Here is a 25,445-nt window from a genome sequence, read left to right as displayed (position 1 = left end):
CAGATATGTATGACTATGTCCAAGATCGGACGCATGCGTAGCTCTCGTTTTCTCGCTTCCTCGATCGGCGTCACCTGCGCTGCGGTCCTCGCCCTCCCGGCCGCACTGCCGGCGGCCGCCGCGACCCCGGCCCTCGACAGCCCGTCCGCCTCCGACATGTCCGCGACCTCCGCACGAGCCGCCTCGGTCGGGACCCCGGCCGTCGACCCGGCGACCGCATCGCCGTCCGGCACCACCCAGTCGCTCCCCCTGGTTCCGCGCGCGAGGGACCGCGGCTTCGGCGCGAACGCCGCCGAACAGGGCCTCCGGCGACGGGACGTACGATCGTTCTCCCTGGTCGGCGTCGTATGGGACGACCCGGACACCGAACTGCAGGGCCGCGTCCAGGTCCGTACGCGGGCACGGGGCACCGCCCGGTGGTCCGGCTGGCAGGACGTCGAGACGCACAACCACGAGCACGCCGCCGACCCGGACACCGCCGAGCGCACCTCCAGCCGGGTGCGCGGCTCCACCGCCCCGCTGTGGGTGGGCGAATCGGACGGGATCGAGGTCCGCGTACGGGCCGAGGCCAGCGGTCGTACGGCCGTGCCGGGCGTCCAGATGCTCCCGGACGGGCTACGTCTGGAACTGGTCGACCCCGGCCCCGGTGTCCCGGAGGCCATGACGGCGCAGGGGGCCGTCCCCGCGGCCGGACCTCCCGCCGCCCCCCCGCCCGTCGGCATGGACACCGCGCGGCTCGGCACGCTGACCGTCGAGTCGGCCGCCTCCTCCGCCGTCAACGCCGATCTCACACCTTTGGGCGCCACCGTGATCCCGGCGTTGTCGCGCAGGGCGACGGAGGCCGGACTGGCCTCCCTGGAGCCTGGTACGAAGCCCTACATCGGGCCGCGTCCGCGCATCGTCACGCGCCGCGGCTGGGGCGCCGACGAGAAGCTTCGCGAGCGCGACTTCCTCTACACCAAGCGCGTCAAGGCGGCGTTCGTGCACCACACGGCCTCGGGCAACAACTACAGCTGCAACGAGGCGGCTTCCGTCATTCGCAGTATCTACCGCTACCACGTGGTGAGCAGCGGCTGGCGGGACATCGGCTACAACTTCCTCGTCGACAAGTGCGGAAACATCTACGAGGGGCGCGCGGGTGGCGTCGCGAAGCCCGTCATGGGCGCCCACACCCTCGGATTCAACACGAACAGCATGGGGATCGCGGTCATCGGCAGTTTCGGCTCCACCTACCCGCCCGGAGCGGCGGTGAAGGGGATCGCGCAACTCACCGCGTGGAAACTCGGTCTTTACCGGGCGAACCCCAAGGGCACGACACACCTCACGTCCGGAGGTGGCAATCTCTACGCAAAAGGTAAGAAGGTACGACTGCATGTGATCTCCGGCCACCGTGACGGGTTCGCGACCGACTGCCCGGGGGGGCGCCTTTACGGAAAGCTCGGTTCGGTCCGGTCGCAGGCGGCCCGCTACCAAGGGCGGTAGCACGGCGGCAGGTTGAAGGGGGAACCCGGGGATGGAACACCCCCGGGCCGGAAACCGGGGAGCCGGCCGGGGCCACCGCACGGCACCACAGCAAGGCCGAGGGCACACCCACCGTGCCCTCGGCCCAACGGCCCCGCCGAGCTGCGAAGCGGCAGCGAGGCGGGGTTGCGCACGACCACGAAGGCGCCATCGAACGGTCTGCATACACTGGCCGGCCGAAAGACAGTTCGGCCGGTCCCGGCAGGAAGCAGAGACGACAGGTGACAGAAGCGATCCTCCTGGTCGGCGGCAGAGGCACCCGACTGCGTCCGCTCACGGTGCACACTCCGAAGCCCATGCTCCCGGCGGCCGGAGTCCCCTTCCTCACACACCAATTGGCGCGGGCGAGAGCGGCGGGCGTCGACCACATCGTCCTCGCCACCTCGTATCTGGCCGAGGTCTTCGAACCCCACTTCGGCGACGGCTCCGCCCTCGGCCTCCACCTCGAGTACGTCACCGAGGAGGAGCCTCTCGGCACGGGCGGCGCCATCCGCAACGCGGCCGCGCACCTCCACTCCGCCCCCGAGGACCCCGTCCTCGTCTTCAACGGCGACATCCTCACCGGCCTGGACATCCGCCGCCTGGTCAGCACCCACCGGACGACCGGCGCGGACATCTCGCTCCATCTGACCCAGGTGACCGACCCGCGCGCCTACGGCCTGGTCCCCACCGACGAAACGGGCCGCGTCCTCGCCTTCCTGGAGAAGCCACAGACGCCCGAGGAGATCATCACCGACCAGATCAACGCGGGCGCGTACGTCTTCCGCCGCTCGGTCATCGACACGATCCCGGCGGGCCGCCCGGTCTCGGTGGAGCGGGAGACGTTCCCGGACCTGCTGGCGGCGGGTGCCCACCTCCAGGGCATGGTCGACTCCACCTACTGGCTGGACCTCGGCACCCCCGCGGCCTTCGTCCGGGGCTCGGCGGACCTCGTCCTCGGACGCGCACCGTCCCCCGCGGTGCCCGGCCGCTGCGGCGACCGTCTCGTGCTCCCCACCGCCCGGGTGGCCGGCGACGCCAAGCTCACCGGCGGCACCGTCGTCGGCGAGGGCGCGTTCGTGGGCGAGGGCGCGCGGGTCTCCGGCAGCACGGTTCTCGCCGGCGCCGTCGTCGAACCCGGCGCTGTCATCACCGACTCCCTGATCGGCGCCCGCGCCCGCATAGGCGAACGCTCCGTCCTGACGGGCACGGTCGTCGGCGACGGCGCGGTCATCGGCGCGGACAACGAACTCCGCACGGGGGTGCGGGTCTGGTGCGACGCCCGGATCCCCACGGGGGCGCTCCGCTTCTCACCGGACGAGTAGGGCGCCTCATGCCTCGGGGGTGCGGGTGGTTCTGGCGGGTGCGGGTCCGTCGTGGTTCCTCGCGCAGTTCCCCGCGCCCCTGAAGGGGTCGGGCCTGCGGCCCGCCCTTCATCCTGAAAAGCACGGGGCACAGCCCCGACCGCTTTTCAGGGGCGCGGGGCGGTGACACATGCGGCTCCGCCGCGTGGGCGCGAACAACCCCCACCCACCCGCACCCGCCGTACGCACCCGCACCCCCGACCTCACAGGCGCCCGATGTCCCACCGAGGCATCTTCGGCGTCCGCCGCCCCGGCACCCGCCCCGACAGCAGAATGAACCGAGCCGCCCGGTGCCGTTGCCCCGCATACGGCTCCAGCAGCGACAGCATCACGGAATCGTCCGCGTCCCGGTCCCCCGCCAGCGCGTACCCCACGATCCCCGGCAGATGCAGATCCCCCGTGGTCACCGCGTCCGCCGCCCCGTGGCTGCGCTGCACCGTCTCCGCCGAAGTCCACGGTCCGATCCCCGGCACCAGCTCCAACCGCGCCCGCGCGTCCTCCGGCGACATCCCGACGGCCTCCTCCAGCCGCCCCGCCACCCGGACCGCCCGCAGAATCGTCGACGCCCGCTTGTTGTCGACCCCGGCGCGATGCCACTCCCAGGACGGGATCAACGCCCACTCCCGGGCCGTCGGCATCACGGCCATGCCCGCCGGAGCGGGCCCCGGGGCCGGCTCCCCGTACTTCCGCACGAGCAGCCGCCACGCCCGGTACGCCTCGTCCGTCGTGACCTTCTGCTCCAGGATCGACGGGATCAGCGACTCCATCACCAGCCCGGTCCGTGTCAGCCGCAGCCCCGCGCGCCGCCGCCAGGTCGCCGCCACGATCCGATGCCGGGGCACGAACGCGTCGGGCTCGTCCAACGCCCCCAGCAGCGGCGGCAGCCGGTCGAGCAGCCACTCGCGCCCGGGGCCCCAGGCCTCCGCCTCGACGACCCCGCCGCGCACGGCGACCCGCAGGGTCCCGGCCCCGGCCGGCGTACGGCAGACCCGCCACACGGCCCCGTCGGCGGTCGCCCGGAACGCCGGATCGCCGGGCCCCCGTTTGAGCGGCCCGAGCACCAGCCCCAGATCGAACGGCCCCTCAGGCGTCCAGGTCCGCCGAAGCCCTGGCGCGGTCGCCGGCCGGGGCACCCCACCGGGCACCACGACATGCCCACCCCGCACAGTCGTACGAGTGGGCCGGGGGGAGAAACGTCCAGCCACGATGAGGTCCTAGGAAGCTATGGGGAGCCCTACGAGCATAGGAGGCCAAGGTTCTCCGGGTCACCGCACCTCGATGAACGCCCCCGCGTCCCGCTCCGCCCGAGCCGGCGGCTCCGCCGCCGGGTGCCCGACGGCCACGGCCCCCATCGGGTCCCATCCCCCGGGCAGCCCCAGCACCTCCCGTACGACATCCCGGCAGAACATCGTCGAGGACACCCATGCGGACCCGAGCCGCTCCCCGGCCAGCGCGACCAGCAAGTTCTGCACCCCGGCTCCGGCGGCGACGACGAACATCTCCCGCTCGGCGCCGTCGCGCCGTTCGTCCCCGTAGGTGTGCGAGCCGTCCGTCACCAGACACGGCACGACCAGGTACGGCGCGTTGCGCAGCACATTCCCCCGCCGCACCCGCTTCGCGATGGACTCCTCGCTCTTGCCGTCCCGCCGCAGATCCGCGATCCACGCGTCCCGCATCGCGTCGAGCAGCCGCACCCGCGACTCCTCGGACTCCAGCAGCACGAACCGCCACGGAGTCGTGTGGTGCGGTGCCGGCGCGGTGACGGCGGCGGCCACGGCACGCCGTACCGCACCGGGGTCGACCGGCTCGTCGGTGAACGCCCGTACGGTACGCCGCTGGGTCACCGCGAGCCGTACGGCCTCGGACGTCCCCAGCCGGAACATGTCGTCGCGGGCGCCCCTGACCAGGGCCTTCGTGCCCTCGCCGCCATCCTCGGCGACGATATGCGCGAGGCCCCGCACGATGGCCACCGGCAGCCCGGCGGCCTTGCCCTTCACCAGGTCACCGGCGGCGGCCAGCTCGTCGGCGGTGGCGACGACGGTCGCACCGAGCGCATTGCCGTGCGCGTCCGTGCCGCCGCGCAGGTCGTCGAGGACCCGCACCCCGGCCGCGCCGATGGCGACGTCGGTGAGTCCGCTGCGCCAGGGCCGGCCGAAGGTGTCGGTGACCACGACCCCGACGTCGACCCCGAGCGCGTCCCTGAGCCCCTCCCGCACGGCACGCGCGGAGGCGTCGGGGTCCTCGGGCAGCAGCAGTACGGTCCCGGCGGGTGTGTTGGAGGCGTCGACCCCGGCGGCGGCCATCACCAGGCCCTGTCGGTTCTCCACGATCCGCAGGGCACCGCGCCGGGCCACGACCCGGACGGTCTCGGCGTCGATCGCGGCCTCCCGGTCGGCCGCCTCGATCCTCCGCCCCTCGGCCTTGGACACGATCTTCGAGGTGACGAGCAGCACGTCCCCGTCGCGCAGCCCCGGCTCGGCCGCGGCGATCAGCTTGGCGAGGTCGTCCCCCTGCTGTACCTCGGGAATGCCGGCCACGGCCCACACCCGGTACCCGGCGGCCGACGACACCTCTCTCGCGGTCTCCTCGCTCACGCGCCCCGCACCTCCTGCGCGAGCGCCAGCGCCGCACCGGCCATGGCCGCGGTGGCGTCCAGGTCGGTCATCATCAGGGGCACCGCCCGGCAGCGGATGCCCGCGGCCTCGACGCGCTCGACGGTGCCCGCGTCGACGGTGTCGACGAGCCAGCCGTCGAGCAGCCCGGAGCCGTAGTGCTCGGCGACGGCGGCGGCGGTGGACTCGACTCCGACGGCGGCGAGGACCTTGTCGGCCATGCCCCGTACGGGTGCGTCGCCGACGATGGGGGAGAGCCCGACGACGGGCACCCCGGCCTCGGCGATCGCCTCCCTGATGCCGGGCACGGCGAGGATGGTGCCGACGGAGACGACGGGGTTGGACGGCGGGAAGAGGATCACGTCCGCCTCCGCGATGGCCTCCAGCACCCCGGGCGCGGGCTTCGCCTGCTCGGCGCCGACCGGCACGATCGCCTCGGCCGGCACGGAGGCACGCAGCCGCACCCAGTACTCCTGGAAGTGGACGGCCTTGCGCTCGCCGTCGAGGTCGACGGCTACATGCGTCTCGACCCGGTCGTCGGTCATGGGGATGAGCCGTACACCCGGCTTCCACCGGTCGCACAGCGCCTCGGTGACCGCGCTCAGCGGGTATCCGGCGCCGATCATCTGCGTCCGCACGATGTGCGTGGCGAAGTCCCGGTCGCCGAGGCCGAACCACTCCGGTCCGACGCCGTACGCCGCGAGCTCCTCCTTCAGATGGAAGGTCTCGTCGGCCCGGCCCCAGCCCTGCTCCTCGTTGATGCCGCCGCCGAGCGTGTACATCACCGTGTCGAGGTCCGGGCAGACCTTCAGGCCGAAGAGGTGGATGTCGTCCCCGGTGTTGCCGATGACCGTGATGTCGGCCTCCGGCGCGGCCCGCTTCAGGCCACGCAGGAACCGGGCACCGCCGATGCCACCCGCCAGAACCACAATGCGCATGGGAGCCAGTCTCGCAGGCGGGTACGACAACGGGCCGCCCGCCCGCCCCCGACCACGAACGGTTTCGGCCGACGTGACCGGGGCCCGGCGTCAGGGGGAACGCATCGGCCCGGCGGCCACCGCGTCCCGGCGTCAGGCCGTGACGGCCGCCGTGTCCGTGACGCAGGCCCTGGTGTGCATCGGCATGTCCGTCAGGCCCGGGTAGTAGACATGCAGGCTTATGGCCGGTTCCAGCGTGTCGTTGACGACCTCGTGCACATAGCCCGGCGCGAACACCCGCTGCGCGCCGGCGTCCAGCGCCCGCGTCCCGCTGTCGGTGCGCTCGGTCAGCGTGCCGTCCAGGACGGTGAGCACGCCCGATGAGCCTCCGTGGTCGTGCAGCCCGCTGCCCTGGCCCGGCACCCAGGACAGCAGCCACACCTCGTACCCGGGGCCGGTGCGCAGCCGGTGGTACCAGCGCGTCGTCGCGTCGTACTCGACGAGGTGCTCCCACTGGGCGCGGTCCTCGGCGATGGAACGGGCCAGTCCGGCGAACTCGGCCACGGTGACCGGGTGCGGGCGCGGAGCCCGGAGCAGGTGCGGGACTTCGAGGATGTCGCCGGCGATCTGGAGGTCGCTGTCGCTGTTCATGGGGTGAGGTGGTCCTCGGCGGGGAGTGCGGGGGATGGCTGGGTGTCGTGTGCCGTCGGCCCGGGTCACGGGCGGGGCGGATGCCCGGGTGCGGGCGGAGGGGAACAGCAGCCGAGCCGCGATGGGCTCAGTGGCAGCCGGAGCGCGTTGGGCTCAACAGCTGGGACAGCAACAGCTACAGCGAGCGCGGGCAGCACCGAGGGACCCGGCGGAGCGGGTCGGGGTGAGTGCCGAGTTCGCGAGCATGCCCACTAGGACAGCGGTTCACACCTCTGCTGTCAACTTCACGTCCGTTATGTGGATGCCCCTTCACCTCTTCCGGTGCATCACCCCGGTGAAAGGTTTGTGCAGGGGAAGTCGGGGACACATGGCGCACAACCCGCTACGGGTGAGCGCGAACGGACCGGAACGAGATCGAACTCCTGGACGTCTTCCCTCGTAAGGAGGGGAGACCGTACGGGACTTCCGCCCACCGCCAGGCTGCTGTCAGGTTTATGCCGATTTGAACACTTTCCGCATAGCCTTGGTTCCGCAGAGTGAATAAGGGGCCCAATAGCAGATCTCGGCTTGACTCGCCCGTAGCAGCACACTTGTAATTTCACTCGTGTCGTTCAGCCGGAATCGGTAACGGCCGCACGACGGGGACGCGAAAGACGGACGAGGGGCGCACATGACCGAGCTCGTGCAGCAACTGCTGGTCGACGACGCGGACGAGGAACTCGGCTGGCAGGAGCGCGCACTGTGCGCTCAGACCGACCCCGAGTCCTTCTTCCCCGAGAAGGGCGGCTCGACCCGAGAGGCCAAGAAGGTCTGTCTCGCCTGTGAAGTCCGCTCCGAGTGCCTCGAATACGCCCTCGCCAACGACGAGCGCTTCGGCATCTGGGGCGGCCTGTCCGAGCGTGAACGGCGCCGCCTGAAGAAGGCCGCCGTCTGAGCGCGCGCAGCCCTCGCTGAACGCACGCCCACGCACGACACCACTCAGGAAGCCGGCAGTCCGAAGCACGTCCCAGCGGAACCGGGTGACCAACGGCCCGTCGCAGGTGGCTTGTCCACAGGCGGCGGGCCGCCGTGCCGCCCGTCTCCCGACCACCACCCCTCACCCAGGCGCTCCGCGCCGCCCCTGTTTCATTGCCGTTAGTGTGGGCCCTCGTCCAAGACGTCCCGCTGTCCCCGCCGGACACAGACGTCCACCGCAGTCCATCGAACCGGGGCCCGTACCTCGATGTCCGTGCACAGCCACACCGCAGCTCACGACGCTGCCACCCCTGAGTTCCCACGTCATGTGGTGACCGCGGTCCTCGTCGCGCACGACGGCGCCCGATGGCTGCCCGAAGCGCTCGCCGGACTGCTCGGCCAGGAGCGCCCCGTGCAGAGCGCCATGGCGGCCGACACCGGCAGCGCGGACGACTCCGCCCAGCTCCTCGCCGACGCCCTCGGCCCCGACCGTGTCCTGCACCTCGCCCGGCGCACCGGCTTCGGCCAGGCCGTCGAGGAGGCCAACCGCACCGCGGGCGTGCTCACCCAGGACGACCTGGCCTACCTCCGCCGCCCCAGCGGCTGGGACCCGGTCACCCGCACATGGCGCGACGACGCGTACGACATGCCCGAGCTCCCGCACGGAGAGCCGGTCCAATGGCTGTGGCTGCTGCACGACGACTGCGCCCCCGAGCCCGACGCCCTCGCCCAGCTGCTGCGCGTCGTGGAGAACGAACGCGAGCTCGGCCGGGACGACGTCGCCGTCGTCGGCCCCAAGCTCCGCGGCTGGTACGACCGCCGTCAGCTCCTGGAGGTCGGCGTCACCATCGCGGCCTCCGGCCGCCGCTGGACCGGCCTGGACCGCCGCGAGCAGGACCAGGGCCAGCACGACCACGTCAAGCCCAGCCTCGCCGTCTCCACCGCCGGCATGCTGATCCGTCGCGACGTCTTCGAGGAGCTCGGCGGCTTCGACCGCCGACTGCCCCTCATGCGGGACGACGTCGACCTGTGCTGGCGCGTCTCCGCCGCCGGACACCGCGTCCTCGTCGCCCCCGAGGCGGTCGTACGGCACGCGGAGGCGTCCGCCCGCGAGCGCCGCACCGTCGACTGCGTGGGCCGCTCCGCCGCCTCCCCGCACATGGTGGACAAGGCGGGCGCCGTCTACACCCTGCTCGTCAACTCCCGCACCGCACAGCTCCCCTGGCTGCTGTTCCGCATCGTGCTCGGCACCCTGCTGCGGACCGTCGCCTACCTCGTGGGCAAGGTCCCCGGGCAGGCCGTCGACGAGATCCGCGGTCTGCTGAGCGTGCTGCTGCGACCCGAGCGAATCATCGCCGGGCGCCGCAGGAGAGGCGGGGCACAGGTCGACAAGGGCGAGCTGCGTGCGCTGTTCCCGCCGCCCGGCGCGACCGTCCGCGCCACTGTCGAGCAGGCCGCCGGTGATCTGTTCGGCCGCTCCGACACCGAGACCTCCTCTGCCGGACGGCACGGCGGGGCCGTCGAGTCCGGGCCCGGCGACGACGACGCCGACTTCCTGGAGGTCGAGCAGTTCGCCCGGCTCAAGCGCGTCGCGCGCAAGCCGGGCCCGCTGCTCTTCCTCGTGCTGCTGCTCGCCTCGCTCGTCGCCTGCCGCGCGCTCCTCGGCGGCGGCGCGCTCGCGGGCGGCGCCCTCCTCCCCGCGCCCGCCGACTCCGCCGAGCTGTGGTCGCGCTACCTGGACGCGTGGCACCCCATCGGCGCCGGCGGCGCCGAGGCCGCGCCGCCCTACCTGGCGATCGTCGCGATGCTCGCCTCCCTGCTGTTCGGCTCGACCGGGCTCGCGGTCACCGTGCTCCTCGTGGCCTCCGTGCCGCTGGCCGGCTGCACCGCGTACTTCGCCTCGCGCCCCCTCGTCGAGTCCCGGCTGCTGCGCGCCTGGGCGGCCGTCGTGTACGCCTTCCTGCCCGCCGTCACCGGCGCCCTCGCCGGGGGGCGCATCGGCACCGCCGTCCTCGCGATCCTGCTGCCCCTGATCGCCCGCGCGGGCGCCGCCGCGGCCGGGCTCACGAACAGCACGGGGGCGCGCGGCAGTTGGCGCGCCACCTGGGCGTACGCGCTGCTGCTCACGATCACCACCGCGTTCACCCCCATCGTGTGGCCCATGGCGCTGCTCCTCGGCGTGGCCGTGCTCGTCGTGCGCCGCCGCGAGATCACTGCCTACGGCCCGCGCTTCCTCGCCCAGCTGGGCACTCCGCTGCTGATCCTGGCCCCCTGGTCGCTGACCCTGCTGCCGTTCGGTTTCTTCCAGGAGGCCGGCCTGGAGTACGGGGCGAGCGCGGCCTCCCCGACCGATCTGCTCGGCATCAGCCCCGGCGGCCCCGGCACGGTCGGCGGCCTCACGCTCATCGGTGTCGTCCTCGCCGCGCTGGCCGCCCTGCTGCGCTCGGAACGCCGACCGGCGATCGGGACCGCCTGGACGGCCGCCCTGGCGGGCCTCGTCTTCGCCGTCCTGTCCAACGGCTCCACCTGGGCGGGCCCCGCGACCCTGGTCTACGGGATCGCCCTCCTCGCCGCCGCGACGCTGGGCGCCGACGGGGCACGCGCGCGGGTGGCCGAGCAGAGCTTCGGCTGGCGCCAGCCGGTGGCCGCGCTGATCGCGCTCGCCGCCGCCGTCGGCCCGCTCCTGGCCGCCGCCGGCTGGATGATCGGCGGCGCCGACGGTCCCCTGGAGCGCCGCGACCCCGTCCAGGTCCCCGCCTTCGTCGCCGAGGAGAGCGGTACCCGCGACCAGGCCCGCACCCTCGTCCTCGACAGCGACTCGACCGCCGAGGTCTCCTACACCCTGGTCCGCGGCTCGGGCGTCCGCCTCGGCGACGCCGAACTCACGGCCGCCGTCGGCGAGAACGAGCAGCTCGACAAGGTCGTCGCCAACCTCGTCGCCGGCTCCGGCGCCGACCAGGCCGACGAACTCGGCGGTTTCGCCGTGCGCTACGTCCTCGTCCGCCGGGGCGCTCCCCGCGAGATGAGCCGCGTCCTCGACGCCACGCCCGGGCTGAGCCGGCTCAGCCAGCAGGACGGCAGCGCCCTGTGGCGCGTGGACCGAGAGGTGGCCCGGGTCACCGTCGAGGCGGCCTCCGGCGAGCCGAAGTCCGTCGCGGCCGGCCCCGTCGACGTGCACACCACCCTCCCGGCCGGCGGCTCGGGACGCGTGCTGCGCCTCGCCGACACCGCCGACGAGTCCTGGACCGCCACTCTCGACGGCAAGCCGCTCACCCCGACCACGGTCGACGGCTGGGCCCAGGGCTTCCAGCTCCCCGCCGAGGGCGGCAGGCTGGACGTCACCTTCGACGAGCCCGTGAGCCACACCGGCTGGCTGTGGGCGCAGGGCTCGCTCGCCGTCGTCCTCGTGGTCCTCGCCCTGCCCGGCCGCCGCCGCGACGTCGACGACGACCTGCCCGACGAGCCGGTCGCCGTGCCCGCCCAGGACATCACCGGCGACGGCCGCCGCGCCCGCCGTCTGCGCGCCCAGGCGGAGGCCGACCAGTTGGCCGACGCCACCCCGTCTCCCCCCGCCGAGGAGGCCCCGGCCCCCGCACCCGTCCCGCAGCAGCAGTCGTACGGCGAGTGGGAGACACCGAGTTACGCGGGCGCCGACTACGGCCAGTACGACCAGCAGTACCAGGCCGCCCAGCAGTACCCGGCGGGCACGTACGACCAGCAGCACTACCAGGCGGACCCCTACCAGGGCGGCCAGTACGACCCGTACGCCTCCTACGGGGGCGACGCGTCCTCCTACGACCAGACGTACAACCAGGGCTACGACGCGACGTACGACCCGTCGCACGGCACCGGCGCCGACCCCGAGCGCCCCGACGGGAGCCAGCAGTGAACCGCACGACCCTGTCCCTGATCGCCGGCACGACCGCCCTCGCCGCCGTCACCGGGTTCGCCGTGCTCAGCGCGCCGGACGCCTCCGGCGGCGACACCACCACCGTCGAGGCGGCCGCGCAACTCCCCGTCGAGCGCACGAGTCTGCTCTGCCCCCAGCCGAGCGCCTCGGACATCGCCGAGACCGCGTACACGTCCTTCACTCCCGTCACCAAGGGCACCTCGGGCAAGGGCGGCGCCCAACTGACCTCCGGGGGACAGGAGTCGGCGGACACCGGAAAGAAGGGCAAGGCCGGCAAGCCCGTCCTGGAGCCGAAGGAGCCCGGCAAGCCCGCCACCGGAAGCACCGACGGCGGCGATGCGCCCGCGCTGATCGGCACGGCCGAGGGGAAGTTCGCGCCCGGCTGGACCGTCCAGGAGACCACCGAGGTCGCCGCCGGCACCGGCCGGGGCCTGCTCGGGGTCAACTGCACCGCTCCGGACACTCAGTTCTGGTTCCCGGGGGTGAGCACCGCCGCCGGCCGCACGGACTACGTCCACCTGACCAACCCGGACGACGCGGCCGCCGTCGTCGACATCGAGCTCTACGGAAAGGACGGCGCCCTCAAGTCGACGGTGGGGGAGGGAATCACCGTCCGGCCCCGCTCCACCGAACCCGTGCTGCTGTCGACACTCGCCACGGAGAAGCAGGCCGACCTCACGGTCCACATCAGTGTCCGCAGCGGCCGTGTCGCCGCCGCCGTGCAGGCCCTCGACGACAAACAGGGCGGTGACTGGATCGCCGCCGCGACCGACCCGGCCGGCAGCGCGGTCCTCCCCGGCATCCCGAAGGACGCCACGTCCGTCCAGCTGATCGCCTTCACGCCCGGCGACATCGACGCCGACCTGAAGCTCCGGCTCGCCTCGCCCGCCGGGGCGATCACCCCGGCCGGCAACGAGACCCTGCACGTCAAGGCGGGTATGACCGCTACGGCCGATCTCGGTGCCATCACCCGCGGCGAGGCCGGATCACTCCTGCTGAGCCCCACCGACGAGCCGATCCCGGTGGTGGCCGCCCTCCGTGTCGTGCGCGGCAAGGGCGACAACCAGGAAACGGCGTTCATCCCGGCCACCCGGCCCGTCGGCGAGCGCGCCACGGTCGCCGACAACCGCGCCAAGGGCACGACCCTCGCCCTCACCGCCCCCAGCCGCACCGCGAGGGTCAAGGTCACCGCGTCCGCGGGCAGCACCACGGGCGAGCCCACGACCAAGACCTTCACCATCAAGGCGGGCACCACCCAGAACGTGGAGTTCCCGGCGCCGCCCGGCCTGAAGGGCTCCTACGCCCTCACCGTGGAACCCCTCACCGACACCCCCGTCTACGCCTCGCGCACCCTCGAATCCAAGGTCGACGCCATCCCGGCCTTCACCATCCAGACCCTCCCCGACGACCGCGGCACGGTAGCGGTCCCCCGGGCCCGCCAGGACGTGGCGGTACTGCAGGACTAGGGTCTGCCGTTTGGATCACGCCGACGTCGATGTGCGTGCCAGGCTCCGCGGCCCAGGTGTGATCAAACGACGGGCCGGGAGGAGGCGGGGTCGAAGGGGCGGCAGCCCTCGGCCTCGGAGACCGGGACGGGGCGGCGGGGGCGAACCACACCGGGCGCCCCCTCGGCGGGTCAGTCCTCCCCGTACCGGGGATCCACGGTCTCCGGATTCAGCCCCAGCAACTCGGCGACCTGCTCCACGACCACCTCGTGCACCAGGGCCGCCCGCTCGTCCCGCCCCTTCGTCCGGATCTCCACCGGCCGCCGGTACACGACGACCCGCGCGACCCGCCCCTCCCGCGCCGGCACGATCCCCCCGAGCGGCACCGCCTCGTCGTTCCACACCCCGTCCCCCGGGCCGTCCAGCCGCGGCACCTCGAGGACGAGGAAGTCGATGTCGGCCAGCTGCGGCCACCGCCGCTCCAGCCGCTCCACGGAGTCCTGCACGAGGTCCGCGAAGACCTCCGCGCGACTCGCCGCGAGCGGCACCTGCGGCGGCGCGATGGGGCCGCGCATCCCCCTGCCGTGCCGATCTCGACGGCGGGGCCGGGGTGCGGAGGCGGCGGGGGGCGGTACGAGGTTCTCCATCACCTGCGAAGCGTAGTCCCCACGAGGTCCGCGCGCCCGGCTCCACACCGCGGCCCGCACCACCGGCCCCACGCCGCTGACCTGGTACGTCCAACCGGCGCGCCGAACGGGGGCGCCCCGGGACAACCGCCGGGCCTGTCGCCGGATGACCATTCCGGCCAAGGTTGGGCTCGATTCCGTTCTCTCCCAGACCGGCAAGCTCAGAGCAAATGGCCTGATTTGTACCGGAAATTGATCGACTTTCGAGCCGTTCGGCATCCCGGACGAGGGGTTACTCGCAGGTCAGGGAGGTGGGTTCGCGGAGGCGTGTGGGGCGTCTCACAGTACGACACGGTGGAGTGACCTGGTGGGGAGTCGTCGCGGCCCGCTCAAGAGTGCGGTACCGTCCAACGTCGTGAGCCCTGTACGTCGCTGTTCGCGCACCGCTTGCGGCCGTCCCGCCGTCGCGACGCTGACGTACGTCTACGCCGACTCGACCGCGGTCCTCGGCCCGCTCGCCACCTACGCCGAACCCCACTGCTACGACCTGTGCGCCGAGCACTCCGAGCGCCTCACCGCCCCGCGCGGCTGGGAGGTCGTACGCCTGCTGGACGCCTCGGCCCCCGCCCGCCCCAGCGGTGACGACCTGGAGGCGCTCGCCAACGCCGTGCGCGAGGCGGCCCGCCCGCAGCAGCGTGCCGCCGAGGCCGGTGGCGGCGCACGTACGGCCGACCCGATGGAGGTCGCCCGCCGGGGTCACCTCCGCGTCCTGCGCTCACCCGACAACTGACGCCCCGCCCGGTGGCGTTGCCGCCGGGCCCGGCCGGTTCGGGGTCGAGCTCTCCGACTCGTCGGCTCCTTGGGCGACTCCGAGCGGCGGCGGCTCCCGGAAGTCGTCCACATCCCCGGAAGTCACACGGTCGGCCGCACCACCGGGCGGTAGTTTGGGGCGATCCGGTGAGGACTTCAGAAGGGTTTGGCCGTGGCTGCTGATCTGTCGACGATCGTGAAGGCGTACGACGTACGCGGTGTTGTCCCGGACCAGTGGGACGAGCCCCTGGCCGAACTCTTCGGAGCTGCCTTCGCCCAGGTCACCGACGCGGACGCCATCGTCATCGGCCACGACATGCGGCCCTCCTCACCCGGCCTCTCCCGCGCCTTCGCGCGCGGCGCGGCGGCACGCGGCGTGCACGTGACGGAGATCGGCCTGTGCTCGACCGACCAGCTGTACTACGCGTCGGGCGCGCTGAACCTGCCCGGCGCGATGTTCACCGCCTCCCACAACCCCGCCCAGTACAACGGCATCAAGATGTGCCGCGCGGGCGCCGCCCCCGTCGGCCAGGACACGGGCCTCGCCGAGATCCGCGCCCTGGCCGAGACCTGGAGCGAGTCCGGAGCGCCGGAGCCTGCCGTGACACCGGGAACAATCACCCAGCGCGACACACTCGCGGACTACGCGGCCTACCTCCGCGGCCTGGTCGACCTCACGTCGATCCGCCCCCTGAAGGTCGTCGTCGACGCAGGCAACGGCATGGGCGGCCACACCGTCCCCACTGTCTTCGCCGGCCTGCCGCTCGACCTCGTGCCCATGTACTTCGAGCTCGACGGCACGTTCCCGAACCACGAGGCCAACCCCCTGGACCCGGCGAACATCGTCGACCTGCAGCGGCGCGTCCGCGCGGAGGGTGCCGACCTCGGCATCGCCTTCGACGGCGACGCCGACCGCTGCTTCGTCGTCGACGAGCGCGGCAACCCCGTCTCACCCTCCGCGATCACCGCGCTCGTCGCCTCCCGCGAGCTCGCCAAGCGCGGCGGCCGGGGCACGATCATCCACAACCTGATCACGTCCTGGTCCGTCCCCGAGGTGGTCGAGGAGTGCGGCGGCACCCCCGTACGCACCCGCGTGGGCCACTCCTTCATCAAGGCCGAGATGGCCCGCAGCGGCGCGGTCTTCGGCGGCGAGCACTCCGCCCACTACTACTTCGCCGACTTCTGGAACGCCGACACCGGCATGCTGGCCGCCCTCCACGTCCTCGCGGCCCTCGGCGGCCAGGACGGCCCCCTCTCCGGCCTCGTCGCCCAGTACGACCGCTACGCGGGCTCCGGTGAGATCAACTCCACCGTCGACGACCAGGCCGCCCGCCTCGCCGCCGTCCGGGCCGCGTACGAGGGCCGGGAGGGCCTGACCCTGGACGAGCTCGACGGCCTCACCATCTCCTCCCCGAACTGGTGGTTCAACGTCCGCCCCTCCAACACGGAACCCCTCCTCCGCCTGAACGCAGAGGCCCGAGACGAAGCGACGATGGCCAAGCTCCGCGACGAGGTCCTGGCGATCATCAGAGGGTGAGCGGGCGGCCACGCGCCGGGCAGGCGAAACCCGCCCGGCGCCGGACGCCCAACCAGGGGAGGTCCCTCCCCCGGGCGGCACCCGACCTCCCGCCCAACCCCGGCGCCGACCCCCGCCCGGCGGTACTCTGACCAGGCCGCACCGCACGACCCCGCACAACAGACCCCGCCCCCGAAGGGACCCCGACATGCCGCTCGAAGCCGGCCTCCTGGAGATCCTCGCCTGCCCGGCGTGCCACGCCCCCCTCACCGAGCAGGACACCGAGCTGACCTGCACCGGCCAGGACTGCGGCCTCGCCTACCCCATCCGCGACGGCATCCCCGTCCTCCTCGTCGACGAGGCCCGCCGCCCGGCGTGACCCCACGCCCGAGCCCGGCTCACGGCGCACCGCAAGGCGTAATCCCGCTCGGGTAGGGAAACCCGGCGAAATGGCGAAAAAGGGCACCCGGCGAATCGGAGGCTGCCGCCCATGCTCGACGAATCGCTGCTAGACACCCCCGACGCCCTGGCGCAGGCCGACCAGGGCGGCCTGCTCCGAGGGGCCGCCGAGGCCGGCGCCCGGGTCCGCACGGCCATCCGCCTCGGCACCGAGGCCGGCATCGCCGACCTGAAACCCGACGGCCGACCCCGGGCCCTCATGATCGCGGGCCCGGGCATGGCCTCCGCGGGCGTCGCCGACCTGCTCGGCGCCCTCGCCGGCGCCAGTTGCCCGATCACCCGGATCCACCCCACTGGTGTGGCTCCCGCCGCGGGCGCCCTCCGCTGGGAACTCCCCGGCTGGGCCGGATCCGTCGACCTCCTCCTGATCGCCACCGCCGACGGCACCGAACCCGGCCTGTCGCTCCTGGTCGACCAGGCCTACCGTCGCGGCTGCACCGTCGTGGCCGTCGCCCCGGCCCGTACGCCCGTCGCCGACGCGGTGGCAGGCGCCCACGGCCTCTTCGTACCGATGGCGACCGCCCCGTACGAGCTGGAAGTGCCCCTCGGGGCCGCCGCCCCCGGCATCCTGTGGGCCCTGCTCACCCCGATGCTCGCGCTCCTCGACCGCATGGGCCTCGTCGCCGCCGACCCGGACGCCCTGGCGAAGGTCGCCGACCGCCTCGACCACGTCGCCGAGCGCTGCGGCCCCGCCATCGCCACGTACAGCAATCCCGCCAAGACGCTCGCCGCCGAGTTCGCCGACGCACTCCCGCTGATCTGGACCGAGGGCCAGGCCGCGGGCCCCGTGGGCCGCCGCTTCGCCTCCGCGCTCGCCGAACTCGCGGGTCGCCCCACCCTCGCCGCCCAGCTCCCCGAGGCCCTCGCCTCGCACGCGGTGGTGCTGTCCGGCCCCCTGGCCGCGAGCGCCGACCCCGAGGCGTTCTTCCGCGACCGCGTCGAGGAGCCGCCCGCCCTTCACGCGCGCGTGCTCCTCCTGCGCGACCGGCCCACCGGCGGACTGAGCGCCGCCTCGGCCGCCCGCGAGCTGGCCCTCGGCCACGAGACCGCGGTCAGCGAGCTGGAACCCGAGGAGGGCAGCGACCTGGAGACCCTCGCGGAACTGATCGCCATCACGGATTTCGCCGCCGTTTACCTGTCGCTCGCTTCGGGAGCCTGATCTTTACCCGGCCCTCCCGGCACACCCCCGAACGGCGTACGGAGAAGAACAGACACCATGGACCGCCTCGACAACACCATCCGCCCCTACGCCTGGGGCTCGACCACCGCCATCCCGCACCTCCTCGGCGTGGCCCCCACCGGTGAACCGCAGGCGGAGATGTGGATGGGCGCCCACCCCGGCGCCCCCTCGCGCACCGCGCGCGGACCCCTCACCGAGGTGATCGACGAGGCACCGGGCCGCGAACTGGGGGCGCGCACGGTCGCCAAGTTCGGCCCCCGCCTGCCGTTCCTGCTCAAGATCCTCGCCGCCGGCGCCCCCCTCTCCCTCCAGGTCCACCCGGATCTCGAACAGGCCAGGGAGGGCTACGAGGACGAGGAGCACCGCGGCATCCCGATCGGCGCGGGTCACCGCAACTACAAGGACGCCAACCACAAGCCCGAACTGATCTGCGCCCTCACCGAGTTCGACGGCCTCTGCGGCTTCCGAGAACCGCTGCGGTCCGCCGACCTGCTCGCCGCCCTCGACGTCGACTCCCTCAAGCCGTACGTCGACCTCCTGCACGCCCACCCCGAAGAGGCCGCGCTGCGCGAGGTGTTGACCGCTGTACTGAGCGCCGACCCCGAGGCGACGGCCGAGACGGTCACCGAGGCCACAGCCGCCTGCGGCCGCCTCGGCGGCGACTACGCCCCGTACGCCGACATCGCCCACCACTACCCGGGCGACCCCGGCGTCATCGCGGCCATGCTGCTCAACCACGTACGCCTGCAGCCCGGCGAGGCCCTCTTCCTCGGCGCCGGCATCCCGCACGCCTACCTCAACGGCCTCGGCGTCGAGATCATGGCCAACTCGGACAACGTCCTGCGCTGCGGCCTCACCCCCAAGCACGTCGACGTCCCCGAACTCCTGCGCGTCGTCCGCTTCCAGGCGACCGACCCCGGCGTCCTGCGCCCCGAGGCGGCCCCCGACGGCGAGGAGGTCTACGAGACCCCCATCGACGAGTTCCGGCTCTCCCGCTACGTCCTCCCCGAGGCCACCGCCCCGCACGACCTGACCCTCCCCACCCCGCAGATCCTGCTCTGCACGGCCGGTTCCGTACGAGCGGGCGAACACACCCTCGCCCCCGGCCAGTCCGTCTTCGTGCCCGCGCACGAGAAGGCCGAGGTGTCCGGACCGGGCACACTGTTCCGCGCGACGGTGGTCGCCTGAACGCCATGACCCCTCCCTGATCCAGAGCCCGGCGCACCGACACCGGACCGGGCTGCAACAATGCCCCCTGCAAAAGGCGGGCAAAGCCCGGCCGGTGACGGACGGAAGCGTGGGTACCCATGCCCATGCACACACATGCGTAGGCGAAGGGACACCCCGGACAGATGAGCGCGTCAGGCGGCACCAAGGCGATCGTGGCGGCACTCGGCGCCAACCTCGCCATCGCGGCAGCGAAGTTCGTGGCGTTCCTCTTCAGCCACTCGTCCTCGATGCTCGCCGAGTCCGTGCACTCCCTCGCCGACTCCGGCAACCAGGCCCTGCTCCTCCTCGGCGGCAAGAAGGCCCAGCGCGAGGCCACCCCGCAGCACCCCTTCGGGTACGGCCGTGAGCGCTACATCTACGCCTTCCTCGTCTCGATCGTCCTCTTCTCCGTCGGCGGCATGTTCGCCCTCTACGAGGGCTACGAGAAGATCAAGCACCCGCACGAGATCGAGGCCTGGTACTGGCCGGTCGGCGTCCTCGTCTTCGCGATCATCGCCGAGTCGTTCTCCTTCCGGACCGCCATCAAGGAGTCCAACGTCCTGCGCGGCAAGAAGTCCTGGACGGACTTCGTCCGCCACGCCAAGGCACCCGAGCTGCCCGTCGTCCTCCTGGAGGACCTCGGCGCGCTCGTCGGCCTGGTCCTCGCCCTCGGTGGCGTCGGCCTCGCCCTGCTCACCGGCGACGGCGTCTGGGACGGCATCGGCACCCTCTGCATCGGAGCCCTGCTCATCCTGATCGCGGTCGTCCTCGCCGCGGAGACCAAGTCCCTCCTCCTCGGTGAGTCCGCCGGCGCCGAAGAGGTCGAGAAGATCGCGGCGGCCGTCGTCGACGGCGACACCGTCACCCGCGTCATCCATATGCGCACCCTCCACCTCGGCCCCGAGGAGCTCCTCGTCGCCGCCAAGATCGCCGTCCAGCACGACGACACGGCCGCCGAGGTGGCCCACGCGATCAACGCCGCCGAGGCCCGCATCCGCGAAGCCGTCCCGATCGCCCGCGTCATCTACCTCGAGCCCGACATCTACAGCGAGGCCGAGGCCGCCAAGGGCCCCGACGCCGACGCCACCCCCGGCGGCCCCGCGCCGACCGCCGACCACTGACCCCCCCGCCCCACAGGACCGGGCCCGCCGCATCACACGGCGGGCCTTTGCCCTTTCCGGTCCCGCACCCGCCCGGCCGCACGACCGACGCCCCTGGCCACAGCCACGAAACCCCCGGCAGCCGCACGCAACGGCTTGATCCGTACTCAGGCGGACTGGGGTCGCGAGGGTCGACCGGTGTAGCTTGGGACGGAGCCAGACGTCGCTGCTGATGGCGGTCGGGCGGTCCCAGGAGGACCGACCCGAGGGAGAGAGGGCCTCCGACGGACTGCGCTGCGCGCACGCGGGCATGCCTGTGTCCTCTTCGGGCACCCCTGTGTCCGCCGCCGCGCAGACCAGCCCTACCCACCCTCGATCCGACACCGAGGAGCAGCTCGTCATGACGACTGTCGAGAACCGACAGGACTTCAAGGTCGCCGACCTCTCCCTGGCCGAGTTCGGCCGCAAGGAGATCACCCTCGCCGAGCACGAGATGCCCGGCCTGATGGCGATCCGCAAGGAGTACGCGGAGGCCCAGCCCCTCGCCGGTGCCCGCGTCACCGGCTCCCTGCACATGACCGTGCAGACCGCCGTCCTCATCGAGACCCTGGTCGCCCTCGGCGCCCAGGTCCGCTGGGCCTCCTGCAACATCTTCTCCACGCAGGACCACGCCGCCGCGGCCATCGCCGTCGGCCCGAAGGGCACCGTGGACAACCCGCAGGGCGTCCCGGTCTTCGCCTGGAAGGGCGAGACCCTGGAGGAGTACTGGTGGTGCACCGAGCAGGCGCTGACCTGGCCGGACAGCCCCACCGGCGGCCCCAACATGATCCTCGACGACGGTGGTGACGCCACCCTCCTCGTCCACAAGGGCGTCGAGTACGAGAAGGCCGGCGAGGTCCCCTCCGTCGACACCGCCGAGAACGACGAGCACCGCGTCATCCTGGAGCTCCTCCACCGCACCATCACCGAGGGCTCCCAGAAGTGGACCCAGCTCGCCTCGGAGATCCGCGGTGTCACCGAGGAGACCACCACCGGCGTCCACCGCCTGTACGAGATGCAGCGCGACGGCGTCCTCCTCTTCCCGGCGATCAACGTGAACGACGCCGTCACCAAGTCGAAGTTCGACAACAAGTACGGCTGCCGCCACTCCCTGATCGACGGCATCAACCGCGCCACCGACGTCCTCATCGGCGGCAAGACCGCCGTCGTCTGCGGCTACGGAGACGTGGGCAAGGGCTGCGCGGAGTCCCTGCGCGGACAGGGCGCCCGCGTCATCGTCACCGAGATCGACCCGATCTGCGCCCTCCAGGCCGCCATGGACGGCTACCAGGTCACGACCCTCGACGAGGTCGTCGACAAGGCCGACATCTTCATCACCACGACCGGCAACAAGGACATCATCATGGCCGGCGACATGGCCAAGATGAAGCACCAGGCCATCGTCGGCAACATCGGCCACTTCGACAACGAGATCGACATGGCCGGCCTCGCCAAGGTCCCCGGCATCGTCAAGGACGAGGTCAAGCCGCAGGTCCACACCTGGACCTTCCCCGACGGCAAGGTGATCATCATCCTGTCCGAGGGCCGTCTGCTGAACCTGGGCAACGCCACCGGCCACCCGTCGTTCGTGATGTCCAACTCGTTCGCGGACCAGACCCTGGCCCAGATCGAGCTGTTCACCAAGCCCGACGCGTACCCGATCGGCGTCTACACGCTGCCCAAGCACCTCGACGAGAAGGTCGCCCGCCTCCACCTGGACGCGCTCGGCGTGAAGCTCACGACGCTCCGCCCCGAGCAGGCCGCGTACATCGGCGTAGAGGTCGAGGGCCCGTACAAGCCGGACCACTACCGCTACTGATCACGCACCACGCTGACGCACTGCCGCGGCAGCTCACAGGCAGGCCCCCGCACCCCCGTGCCGGGGGCCTGCCCGTTCGTCCCGTGGCCCGCCCGTCGGCCGGCTCAGCCCGTCAAGACCCAGGACGCCCATGCCCCGCGGCCGGTATTCGCTGCACGATCCGCACGACCACACCCTCCTCGCCGAAGAACACTTCCATTGCGCGCCGGGTCCCTCCGGCTGGCGCTATGTCTCCCAACTGATCACTCCGTCCGGCGACCACGCCGGCTCCGTCGACCTCGCCCTCGACGAACTCGGCCGCCCCATCCGCCTCGAACTGCACGCCGCGAGCTGGCAGGTCCGCGGCGCCGCCCTCGACGGCGTCACCTGGGTCCGCACCGACCCCACCGGTACGCATGCCACCGAAGGCAATGTGCGCGCCCACGCCTTCACCGGCACGTCCCCGGCCTTCCTCGTCGCCACCGCCCGTCTCCTGCGCCTCACCCCTTCCGAGCCCGCCACCCGCGTACGCCTCGTCGCCTTCACCGACCCGGTCCTCGCCCCGCGCACTCTGGACCAGTCCTGGGCCTTGATCGCAAGAGAAGCACACGCCACTGACAACGGCCCCCTCACCGTGGACGAATACCAGGTCACAGCCCTGGACACGGGGGAGCGGCACACCGTTCACATCGCCGGCGACGTGGTCCTCGCGGCGCCCGGGATCGAGCTGGAACACCTGGAATCACCGCCGTCGACGTTCGACTGACGGGCATCGGCTGAGGGGATCGACGGCCGGTCCGTCGGACGTGCCTACGCGGGGGGCGCGAACCCGGTGCTCGGCCGCTCGGTCGGCGGCTGCTGCGGCGCGTCGAGGGGAGCGGAAGCCCCAGGAGCAGTCGGTGAGGCAGGAGCGGGAGCAGGAGGCGTGGGCGGGGCGGCGGGAGCAGGACCGGGCGCCGGTGCCCCGGGCGCAACCGCTCCGGTCGCGGGCGCGAAGCCACCGGTAGGCGGCGCATACCCGGGCCTCACGGGGCCGCCGAACGCCCGGCGAGCCTCCCGAGCCTGTCGCTCATGCACCACGGCCGCGAGATAGGCGCCCGGCGGCACCCCGTACGGCGCGGGGGTCCCCGTACGCGCCGCGAGATCCGAGGCGAGACGCTCCGCCATCGCCGCACCGACATGCGGATCCAGCTGTCCCACCCGCGTCAGGTACTGGCGGATCGCCAGCCACAGCGGATCCGGAACGGCGGACAGGTCGAGACCGGAGAACTGCCCGGCCAGCCAGGGCGGCGGCGGAGGCACGAACGACGACTTCCCCGCCGGCACCCGCTCCCGTACGACCAACGTCCCCGCGAACACATCGCCCAGCCGCCGCCCTCGCGCAGACACCAACGAAGCGATACACGCGATGACCCCGAGGGTCATCAAGATCTCCACGACCCCGACGGCACCGCGCACCAGGGCGTGCCGGAACCGGATCGGCCCACCGTCGTCCCGCACCACCCGCAGCCCGAAGGCCAGCTTCCCCAGCGAACGCCCATGACTCAATGTTTCCACCGCGATCGGTACACCCACCAGGAGGAGCAGAAAGCTCGCGATGCCTATCGCCATCTGGGCTGCCTCATCGAGACCGGCCGTGGCGAGGGCCAGGAGCAGGGTCACCACGAGGTAGACGACCAGCGCCACGACCAGGTCGAGCAGCACGGCCAGCGCCCGGCTCGGCAGCTTCGCGGGACGCAGTTCCAGCGCCACCGCCTCGCCCGTCACTAGCTCACTCACACCCGTCGTCCTTCCGGTTCGATCCCCTGACCCGCCCAGGGACTGGCCAGTCTGCCAAGCTGATGGCACATCGCGCCGCAGTAAGACCTGTACGACAAGCTGACACGCCGTACGAGAGGGACGAGGAGCAGCCAACCCGATGGACCTCGATGTCTTCGTGTCCGCCCATCGCGCCGAGTGGGACCGCCTCGACGCACTGCTCCGCCGCCAGCGCCGCCTCAACGGTGCCGAGGTCGACGAACTCGTCGCCCTCTACCAGCGCACGGCGACCCACCTCTCCCTGATCCAGTCCAGCGCCCCGGACCCCCAGCTCACCGGCCGTCTCAGCCAACTCGTGGCACGCGCGCGCAGTGCGGTCACAGGTGCCCGCCGCTCCTCATGGCGTGATGTCACCCGCTTCCTGACCCACGGTTTCCCCGCGGCGGTCTACCGCTCACGCCACTGGTGGGTCCCCACCGCGCTTCTCTCCACCCTCGTCGCGGCTCTCCTGGGCTGGTGGATCGGTACCCATCCGGAAGTCCAGGCGTCGATCGCGGCCCCCGACGCACTGCGCGAGATGACCCGCCCCGGTGGTCAGTACGAGACGTACTACTCCAGCCATCCCGCGGCCTCCTTCGCCGCCCAGGTGTGGACGAACAACGCCCAGGCCGCCGCGATGTGCCTGGTCCTCGGCATCTTCCTGGGCCTGCCGGTCCTCTGGATCCTTCTCCTGAACATGCTCAACCTGGGCGTGGGCATCGGCCTGATGTCCTCAGCGGGCAGACTGGACGTCTTCCTGGGGCTTGTCCTGCCACACGGCCTCCTGGAACTGACCGCGGTCTTCGTCGCCGCCGGTACGGGCCTGCGCCTCGGCTGGACCCTCGTCGACCCAGGCCCCCGCACCCGCCGCTCGGCGCTGGCCGAGGAGGGGCGAGCGGCCGTGGGCATGGCGATAGGGCTGGCGCTGGTCCTGTTCATCTCAGGAGCCATCGAAGGCTTCGTCACCCCCTCCGGCCTCCCGACCTGGGCCCGCATCAGCATCGGCGTCCTCGTCGAGGTCGCCTTCCTCGCCTACGTCTATGTCCTGGGCGGACGCGCCGCGCGAGCCGGCGAAACCGGTGACGTCGAGGAGCACGAACGCAGCGCCACGGTGCCCACGGCAGCCTGATGTGCATCCACCCCGCTCGGGCTGTTAGTGTCGTCCTCGTTCCCGCAAGAGCCGTTGACACGGAGCTCGCGGGGAGGTAGATTTCAACAGTTGCCCAGAGGTGGACATGCCCCGGGCGGCAGTGAGAATCTATCGGTTCCTCGAGGACAAGATCCACGAGCGAGCCCACCCCGATGATTCAGAGAGAGCGGCCGGTAAGGCCGGTCAAAAACTTCTGATAAAGTCGGACTCGCCGAAAGGGAGCCGCAAGGCAAACGAATAGGCAAAGCCCTCCAACGGCTACCGGAAATGAAATCCGACCGGAAACGGAACGGAAAACGGATCTGGTAAGGTTGGAAACGCAAGACCGAAGGGAAGCGCCCGGAGGAAAGCCCGAGAAGATACTCGGGTGAGTACAAAGGAAGCGTCCGTTCCTTGAGAACTCAACAG

Annotated in this window: 20 protein-coding genes; 14 read left to right on the top strand and 6 right to left on the bottom strand. The window is 72.2% G+C overall.

Features of this window, described 5'->3' with window-relative positions; all coding sequences use genetic code 11:
* The first annotated feature begins 15 nt into the window (after positions 1-15).
* Positions 16-1,482: a peptidoglycan recognition protein family protein gene (locus ACZ43N_RS27670; protein ID WP_468101501.1), complete on the top strand. Its 1,467-nt coding sequence runs from the start codon at positions 16-18 to the stop codon at positions 1,480-1,482.
* A gap of 260 nt (positions 1,483-1,742) precedes the next feature.
* Positions 1,743-2,825, top strand: coding sequence for a mannose-1-phosphate guanylyltransferase (gene manB / locus ACZ43N_RS27665; RefSeq protein WP_468101253.1), 1,083 nt, complete (start codon positions 1,743-1,745; stop codon positions 2,823-2,825).
* Positions 2,826-3,067: 242 nt separating this feature from the next.
* On the opposite strand, the gene ACZ43N_RS27660 is transcribed toward manB, so the two are convergent.
* The 4 genes from ACZ43N_RS27660 to ACZ43N_RS27645 form a co-directional block, all read right to left on the bottom strand.
* The gene (locus tag ACZ43N_RS27660; protein WP_468101251.1) at positions 3,068-4,069 is read right to left on the bottom strand and encodes a DNA-3-methyladenine glycosylase family protein; all 1,002 of its coding nucleotides are present in this window, start codon (positions 4,067-4,069) and stop codon (positions 3,068-3,070) included.
* A gap of 60 nt (positions 4,070-4,129) precedes the next feature.
* Positions 4,130-5,458, bottom strand: a complete 1,329-nt coding sequence (locus tag ACZ43N_RS27655; protein ID WP_468101249.1) for a coenzyme F420-0:L-glutamate ligase — start codon at positions 5,456-5,458, stop codon at positions 4,130-4,132.
* The gene (gene cofD, locus ACZ43N_RS27650; protein ID WP_468101247.1) at positions 5,455-6,414 is read right to left on the bottom strand and encodes a 2-phospho-L-lactate transferase; all 960 of its coding nucleotides are present in this window, start codon (positions 6,412-6,414) and stop codon (positions 5,455-5,457) included. Before cofD ends, ACZ43N_RS27655 begins: the two co-directional genes overlap by 4 nt.
* Before the next feature lie 132 nt (positions 6,415-6,546).
* On the bottom strand, positions 6,547-7,044 hold the full coding sequence (locus ACZ43N_RS27645; RefSeq protein WP_468101246.1) for a cysteine dioxygenase: 498 nt from the start codon (positions 7,042-7,044) through the stop codon (positions 6,547-6,549).
* Positions 7,045-7,714: 670 nt separating this feature from the next.
* Between ACZ43N_RS27645 and ACZ43N_RS27640 the strand changes: the two genes are divergently transcribed.
* The 3 genes from ACZ43N_RS27640 to ACZ43N_RS27630 all read left to right on the top strand — a co-directional run bounded on the left by ACZ43N_RS27640 (position 7,715) and on the right by ACZ43N_RS27630 (position 13,374).
* Positions 7,715-7,978, top strand: a complete 264-nt coding sequence (locus tag ACZ43N_RS27640) for a WhiB family transcriptional regulator (RefSeq protein ID WP_003975777.1) — start codon at positions 7,715-7,717, stop codon at positions 7,976-7,978.
* 288 nt (positions 7,979-8,266) lie between these two features.
* Positions 8,267-11,887, top strand: coding sequence for a glycosyltransferase family 2 protein (locus ACZ43N_RS27635; protein WP_468101245.1), 3,621 nt, complete (start codon positions 8,267-8,269; stop codon positions 11,885-11,887).
* On the top strand, positions 11,884-13,374 hold the full coding sequence (locus tag ACZ43N_RS27630) for a DUF5719 family protein (protein ID WP_468101244.1): 1,491 nt from the start codon (positions 11,884-11,886) through the stop codon (positions 13,372-13,374). The genes ACZ43N_RS27635 and ACZ43N_RS27630 overlap by 4 nt, the downstream gene beginning before the upstream one ends.
* 170 nt (positions 13,375-13,544) lie before the next feature.
* Here the strand turns inward: ACZ43N_RS27630 and ACZ43N_RS27625 are convergent, their stop codons facing one another.
* Positions 13,545-14,000 (bottom strand): metallopeptidase family protein, encoded by a 456-nt coding sequence (locus tag ACZ43N_RS27625; protein ID WP_468101500.1) that lies wholly within the window; start codon positions 13,998-14,000, stop codon positions 13,545-13,547.
* A 346-nt stretch (positions 14,001-14,346) separates the two neighbouring features.
* Between ACZ43N_RS27625 and ACZ43N_RS27620 the strand changes: the two genes are divergently transcribed.
* The 8 genes from ACZ43N_RS27620 to ACZ43N_RS27585 all read left to right on the top strand — a co-directional run bounded on the left by ACZ43N_RS27620 (position 14,347) and on the right by ACZ43N_RS27585 (position 22,856).
* Positions 14,347-14,769: a DUF3499 domain-containing protein gene (locus tag ACZ43N_RS27620; RefSeq protein WP_468101242.1), complete on the top strand. Its 423-nt coding sequence runs from the start codon at positions 14,347-14,349 to the stop codon at positions 14,767-14,769.
* A 192-nt stretch (positions 14,770-14,961) separates the two neighbouring features.
* Complete coding sequence (locus ACZ43N_RS27615) at positions 14,962-16,326, top strand: phosphomannomutase/phosphoglucomutase (RefSeq protein WP_468101241.1); 1,365 nt, start codon at positions 14,962-14,964, stop codon at positions 16,324-16,326.
* A gap of 187 nt (positions 16,327-16,513) precedes the next feature.
* On the top strand, positions 16,514-16,684 hold the full coding sequence (locus ACZ43N_RS27610; protein ID WP_468101239.1) for a Trm112 family protein: 171 nt from the start codon (positions 16,514-16,516) through the stop codon (positions 16,682-16,684).
* A 111-nt stretch (positions 16,685-16,795) separates the two neighbouring features.
* Positions 16,796-17,923, top strand: coding sequence for an SIS domain-containing protein (locus ACZ43N_RS27605; protein ID WP_468101237.1), 1,128 nt, complete (start codon positions 16,796-16,798; stop codon positions 17,921-17,923).
* A gap of 57 nt (positions 17,924-17,980) precedes the next feature.
* Positions 17,981-19,132 carry a mannose-6-phosphate isomerase, class I gene (gene manA / locus ACZ43N_RS27600; RefSeq protein WP_468101236.1) on the top strand — a complete coding sequence of 384 codons (1,152 nt, stop codon included), beginning with the start codon at positions 17,981-17,983 and terminating at the stop codon, positions 19,130-19,132.
* A 164-nt stretch (positions 19,133-19,296) separates the two neighbouring features.
* Entirely contained in the window at positions 19,297-20,274 is a 978-nt protein-coding gene (locus ACZ43N_RS27595; protein ID WP_468101234.1) for a cation diffusion facilitator family transporter, read from the top strand.
* Between the two features lie 379 nt (positions 20,275-20,653).
* On the top strand, positions 20,654-22,111 hold the full coding sequence (ahcY, locus tag ACZ43N_RS27590; RefSeq protein ID WP_468101233.1) for an adenosylhomocysteinase: 1,458 nt from the start codon (positions 20,654-20,656) through the stop codon (positions 22,109-22,111).
* 130 nt (positions 22,112-22,241) lie between these two features.
* The gene (locus tag ACZ43N_RS27585) at positions 22,242-22,856 is read left to right on the top strand and encodes a hypothetical protein (RefSeq protein WP_468101231.1); all 615 of its coding nucleotides are present in this window, start codon (positions 22,242-22,244) and stop codon (positions 22,854-22,856) included.
* 44 nt (positions 22,857-22,900) lie between these two features.
* Here the strand turns inward: ACZ43N_RS27585 and ACZ43N_RS27580 are convergent, their stop codons facing one another.
* Entirely contained in the window at positions 22,901-23,869 is a 969-nt protein-coding gene (locus ACZ43N_RS27580; RefSeq protein WP_468101229.1) for an RDD family protein, read from the bottom strand.
* A gap of 139 nt (positions 23,870-24,008) precedes the next feature.
* Here ACZ43N_RS27580 and ACZ43N_RS27575 point away from each other — a divergent pair, with 139 nt between their 5' ends.
* Positions 24,009-25,016 (top strand): stage II sporulation protein M, encoded by a 1,008-nt coding sequence (locus ACZ43N_RS27575; RefSeq protein WP_468101227.1) that lies wholly within the window; start codon positions 24,009-24,011, stop codon positions 25,014-25,016.
* Positions 25,017-25,445: the final 429 nt, after the last annotated feature.

The organism is Streptomyces sp. NPDC030814, assembly GCF_055572155.1.
The sequence above is the reverse complement of the archived record's forward strand: the minus strand, read 5'-3'. Positions and strand labels throughout refer to the sequence as shown.

Coding starts and splice junctions, on each gene's coding strand:
- ACZ43N_RS27670 (WP_468101501.1), top strand. CDS start 16: ATGTCCAAGATCGGACGCATGCGTAGCTCTCGTTTTCTCGCTTCCTCG.
- ACZ43N_RS27605 (WP_468101237.1), top strand. CDS start 16,796: ATGCTCGACGAATCGCTGCTAGACACCCCCGACGCCCTGGCGCAGGCC.
- ACZ43N_RS27575 (WP_468101227.1), top strand. CDS start 24,009: ATGGACCTCGATGTCTTCGTGTCCGCCCATCGCGCCGAGTGGGACCGC.
- cofD (WP_468101247.1), bottom strand. CDS start 6,414: ATGCGCATTGTGGTTCTGGCGGGTGGCATCGGCGGTGCCCGGTTCCTG.
- ACZ43N_RS27635 (WP_468101245.1), top strand. CDS start 8,267: ATGTCCGTGCACAGCCACACCGCAGCTCACGACGCTGCCACCCCTGAG.
- ACZ43N_RS27585 (WP_468101231.1), top strand. CDS start 22,242: ATGCCCCGCGGCCGGTATTCGCTGCACGATCCGCACGACCACACCCTC.
- manA (WP_468101236.1), top strand. CDS start 17,981: ATGGACCGCCTCGACAACACCATCCGCCCCTACGCCTGGGGCTCGACC.
- ACZ43N_RS27645 (WP_468101246.1), bottom strand. CDS start 7,044: ATGAACAGCGACAGCGACCTCCAGATCGCCGGCGACATCCTCGAAGTC.
- ACZ43N_RS27640 (WP_003975777.1), top strand. CDS start 7,715: ATGACCGAGCTCGTGCAGCAACTGCTGGTCGACGACGCGGACGAGGAA.
- ahcY (WP_468101233.1), top strand. CDS start 20,654: ATGACGACTGTCGAGAACCGACAGGACTTCAAGGTCGCCGACCTCTCC.
- ACZ43N_RS27610 (WP_468101239.1), top strand. CDS start 16,514: ATGCCGCTCGAAGCCGGCCTCCTGGAGATCCTCGCCTGCCCGGCGTGC.
- ACZ43N_RS27625 (WP_468101500.1), bottom strand. CDS start 14,000: ATGGAGAACCTCGTACCGCCCCCCGCCGCCTCCGCACCCCGGCCCCGC.
- ACZ43N_RS27595 (WP_468101234.1), top strand. CDS start 19,297: ATGAGCGCGTCAGGCGGCACCAAGGCGATCGTGGCGGCACTCGGCGCC.